The following is a 4,233-nucleotide window of genomic DNA, read 5'->3' as shown; positions in this document are numbered from 1 at the left end:
CCGGCCCGCCGGTGGGGGGGGACCGGGGGGGCTTTGCCTTCCCTGGTCTGGGCGCGCCGCTGCACCGCGGCCCGCGCGGGGGCGCCGCGCCGCGCGCGCAGCGCCGGGTCGGTCGCCAGCCGCAGCACCGCGTCCCACATGGCGCCGGGGCGGGCGGGGTCGAACAGCAGAGCCGTCGCCTCATGCGCCAGCACCTCGCGCAGGTTGGGCTGGTCGGGCGCGACGATCGCCCGGCCCGCCGCCATGTATTCGAAGACCTTGAGCGGCGAGGCATAGGGCACGGCCGCCGGCTGCAGCGCGATGTCGAAGCTGGCGAGCAGGTCCGGCACCTGCTCGCGCGGCGCCAGCCCGGTGAAGGTCACGCGGTCGGCGATGCCGAGTTCGGCGGCGAGCTTCTCGAGACCCGGCCGCGCCGGGCCGTCGCCCACCATCAGCAGGGCGAGGCGCGGCTCCCCCTGCCAGGCGGCGATGGCGCGCACGACCTGGTCGAGCCCGTGCCAGTCGCGCACGAAGCCGATGAAGCCGAGCGTCAGCGACGCCGCGGGCGTTGCGGGCGGCGCTGCCGGTTCTGGGAATTCCTCGAGATGGATGCCGTTCGGGATCACGATGATGCGATCGGGCGGAACCTCGGCGGCCGCGACATGGCCGGCCAGCACCTCCGTCACCGGCAGGACGCGGTCGGCGCGACGCCAGACGAAAGCCTCGCTCCAGCGGGCGAGGCGACGCAGGCGCAGATTGCCGAAGCGCGCCCGCTCCTCCGCGAGCGGCGCATTGACCTCGACCAGGAAGGGCAGGCCGAGGCGGCGCGCCAGCACGGCGCCCGAGACGTAGAACAGGTTGTACCGCTCATAGATCACGTCCGGGCGGAACTCGCGCGCCGCGCGCGCCAGGCGGAGATAGGCGGGCAGGCTGTAGGCCAGCTCGGCCAGCTCCGCGGCGAAGGGCGGCAATGCGCGGCGCAGCCCTGAAAAGAACCGGCTCTCGCCGCCGAGCTCCGCGCGGTCGAAGGCAGCCGGTCCGACCACGCGCACCTCGTGCCCTTCGCCCCGCAGCGCATCCACCAGGGCCTGCAGATGCACGCCCTGCCCGTCGCGCGACTGGATGCGATGGCTGTAGAGGATGCGCAGGGCGCGCGGGCCCGTCTGGCCGCTCACGCTTCCTCGCCGGTCACGCTTCGTACACCCCGTGCCCCTCGCGACACATTGCACTGTGATTGCTCTATCTTGGCCCGGAAGGGCTGGGAAGCTTCGCGCCGTGAATTTCCCAAGATCGGCGATTGCGGGCGCCTTCGCGCGCTTGCGTTCCCGGCGCCCTTCCGGCAGGGGTGGGCCGTCCGATCGCGCGCTACGCGGCGCAAGGACCGTGATCCCGGTCACGCGACTTGCCTCAGGTGCATGGACGAAATGGCCGATTTCGTCTAGAGGTAGTGACAGTGTCTCAATCTGCGCCCCTTGCCGAGCCTCCTGCCGCGCCGATGCGCGCCGAGTCCCAGTCCGGCTGGCCGGCTGCCATCGCCCTGCTGCTGGCAGGCGTCGTCGCGCTCGGCCTGCTGTTCGCGCGCGAGATCGCCGCGGCGGTGCATATCTGGGAGACCAACGAGGCGTACAACCACTGCTGGCTGGTCGCGCCGATCGCCGCCTGGCTGGCCTGGAGCCGTCGCCAGAGGCTGGTCGGCCTGCAGCCTGCGCCGACCCCCCTCTTCGCCCTTCTCGCCCTGCCGATCGGGGCAGCCTGGCTCGTGGCGGAGCGTCTCGGCATCATGGAGGGGCGCCAGCTCACCGCGCTGTCGCTGGTGCTGGTCTTCGTGCTGACGGTGCTCGGCTGGCGCATCACGCGGGCCATGGCGGCGCCGCTGCTCTACCTGTTCTTCCTGGTGCCCTTCGGCGCCTTCACCGTGCCGCTGCTGCAGCAGATCACGACCTGGTTCATCGATGTCGGCCTCGACCTGGCCGGGATCCCGCACTACGTGGACGACCTGATCATCGAGACGCCGGCGGGCACCTTCCTGGTCGCCGAAGCCTGCGCCGGCCTGCGCTTCCTGATCGCGGCGCTGGCCTTCGGCGCCCTCTATGCGCTGGTCATGTTCCGCAGCCCCGGCCGCCGGCTGGCCGTGTTCGCGCTGGCGATCGTCGTGCCGGTGGTGGCCAATGGCCTGCGCGCGCTCGGCATCGTCGTGCTCGGCAGCGTGCTGGGCAGCGCCGAGGCGGCGGCGGCGGACCACATCGTCTATGGCTGGGTGTTCTTCTCCATCATCATGCTGCTGCTGATCGTGGCCGGCCTGCCCTTCCGCGAGGACCATCGGCCGGAGCCGGCGAAGCCCGCGCCGGTCGTCGCGATGCGCGCGCCGCGCATGGTCATGCTGGCCGCGGCCGCGCTGCTCGCGGGCGGCTTGGCCTCCGCGGCGCCGGCGGCGAGCATCGTGCTGCAGCAGGCCGGCGCCCGCGCGCCGGAGCGTCTCGCCGTACCCCTGCCGGCCATCGAGGGCTGCGACGTCTCGGCCGACGGGGCGAGCCTCCTCTGCGACGATCTGACGGTGCGCGCGGAGGCGGTGGTCTTCCCCGCGCAGGCGACCTGGAACGTCGTCGCCGCGGAACGGGCGCGCGCGGCGGGGCTCGATGACCAGGATGTGCTCTTCAGCGTGGCCGTGCCCAATGGCGGCACCTGGCGCGCAAGGCAGTCGCGCGAGAGGTTCCAGACCGTTGCGATCGGCCTCTGGCTCAATGCGCGGCCGGCCGGCGGCGGGATCCGCAGCCGGGCGGAGCAGGCCTGGAACAGCCTCGGCGGCGGGCATGGCCTGCCGGTGCTCATCGCCGTCACCATCGCGCCGCGGGAGACCCAGGGCGCGGTGCTGCACGGGCCGCGCCAGCGCGCCCTGCTGCAGGCCCTGCTGACCGCCCAGGGGCAGCAGATCGCCGCGGGCGCTGCCGCCTTGTCCGGCCGCAACCGGGCGCCGGCCTCCGAGCTCGTCTGGCCCGGCACCACCCGCATCCGCGGCTGACGCCGGATCGGATCGGCGCGCGGCGCCGCCACCGCCAACCCGCCGCGAAACCTGTCGTCTCACGCCCCGCGGCGCGACCCGCGAAAGCGCGTTCCGGTCGGGGCGGAGTCCCGCCGCCCAGGGTGATGCGGATCAAGGCGGCCCGCCCGGCGGGGCGTAGAGTGGCGCCATCGCGACCGAGGAGGAAGGTCATGGCCATACGGGATATCCTGGTTCACCTCGATGCCACGCCGCACGCGGCGGCGCGGCTCGACCTGGCGGCGCAACTGGCGCGGCGACTGCAGGCGCATCTCACCGGCCTGTTCGTGCTCGACATTCCCATCCCGGCTTTCGCCGGCGGGGAAGTGGCCGGCGCGGCGGCGGTGGCGGACCTGATCGAGGCCATGCGCGCCAGCGGCCTGCAGGACGCGGCGAAGGCCGAGGCGGCGTTCGCCGAGACGCTCCGGCGCGAGGCGCTGGCGGGAGAGTGGCGCTTCGCGGAAGGCATCACCGCCGGCCAGATCGCCCTGCATGGGCGCTACGCCGATCTCGTCGTCGTCGGCCAGGCGGCGCCGGAGGACGGCGTGGCCGGCAGCGCCGCGGTCGAGGCGGCGCTGTTCCAGACCGGCCGCCCCGTGCTGGCGGTGCCGCATGCCGGGCTTCCCGCAGGCGTCGGCAAGCGCGTGCTGGTGGGGTGGAATGCCAGCCGGGAAGCCTCCCGCGCGCTGCATGACGCCTTGCCGCTGATGGCGGGGGCGGAGAGCGTCACGGTGCTGACGATCAATGCCGAGGCCGGCGGCGGCGACCATGGCGAGGAGCCGGGCGCGGACATCGCGCGGCACCTGGCGCGGCATGGGCTGAAGGTGACCGTCCGCCGCATCGTCGGCGCCGAGATCAGCGCCGGCGACATGCTGTTGAACGAGGCCACCGATCTCGGCGCCGACCTACTGGTGATGGGCGGCTACGGCCATTCGCGCTTCCGCGAGTTCATCATGGGCGGCGCCACGCGCACCCTGCTGGGCCAGATGACCGTCCCGGTGCTGATGTCGCACTGACGCCGAGCGGACGAAGGCTTCACCTTCGTCCGCCTCAAACGCCGGGCGCCGCCCCCGCGCTATGCGGGGGCGATGCCGTCCAGATGCGCGGCGATGTCGGCCGGCGCCAGCTTGGTGAGGTCCTTGTCGAGCGTGGCGCGCCGGGACGCCCCCGCGGGGCCGCCCCGTTCCGCCCGCCGGTCGGCGGGGAGGGCCCGCGGG

The 4,233-nt window shown here is 73.7% G+C and carries 3 protein-coding genes; 2 read left to right on the top strand and 1 reads right to left on the bottom strand.

The features are described 5' to 3' along the window. Positions 1-1,154: glycosyltransferase family 4 protein (locus AC1MIR_RS13540; RefSeq protein ID WP_480028672.1), on the bottom strand; the 1,154-nt coding region annotated here is incomplete at its 3' end. Between the two features lie 320 nt (positions 1,155-1,474). On the opposite strand from AC1MIR_RS13540, the gene xrtA reads away from it, so the two are divergent. Next, positions 1,475-2,998, top strand: coding sequence for an exosortase A (gene xrtA, locus AC1MIR_RS13535; RefSeq protein ID WP_480028671.1), 1,524 nt, complete (start codon positions 1,475-1,477; stop codon positions 2,996-2,998). 191 nt (positions 2,999-3,189) lie between these two features. Continuing rightward, positions 3,190-4,032, top strand: coding sequence for a universal stress protein (locus AC1MIR_RS13530; protein ID WP_480028670.1), 843 nt, complete (start codon positions 3,190-3,192; stop codon positions 4,030-4,032). Positions 4,033-4,233 lie beyond the last annotated feature (201 nt).

The organism is Falsiroseomonas sp. RANM36 (assembly GCF_056682175.1).
Note: the sequence above shows the minus strand (reverse complement) of the source record. Positions and strands in the feature narration are given on the sequence as shown.

Excerpts from the sequence above, each read along its gene's own strand:
- xrtA (WP_480028671.1), top strand. The coding sequence starts at position 1,475 with ATGCGCGCCGAGTCCCAGTCCGGCTGGCCGGCTGCCATCGCCCTGCTG.
- AC1MIR_RS13530 (WP_480028670.1), top strand. The coding sequence starts at position 3,190 with ATGGCCATACGGGATATCCTGGTTCACCTCGATGCCACGCCGCACGCG.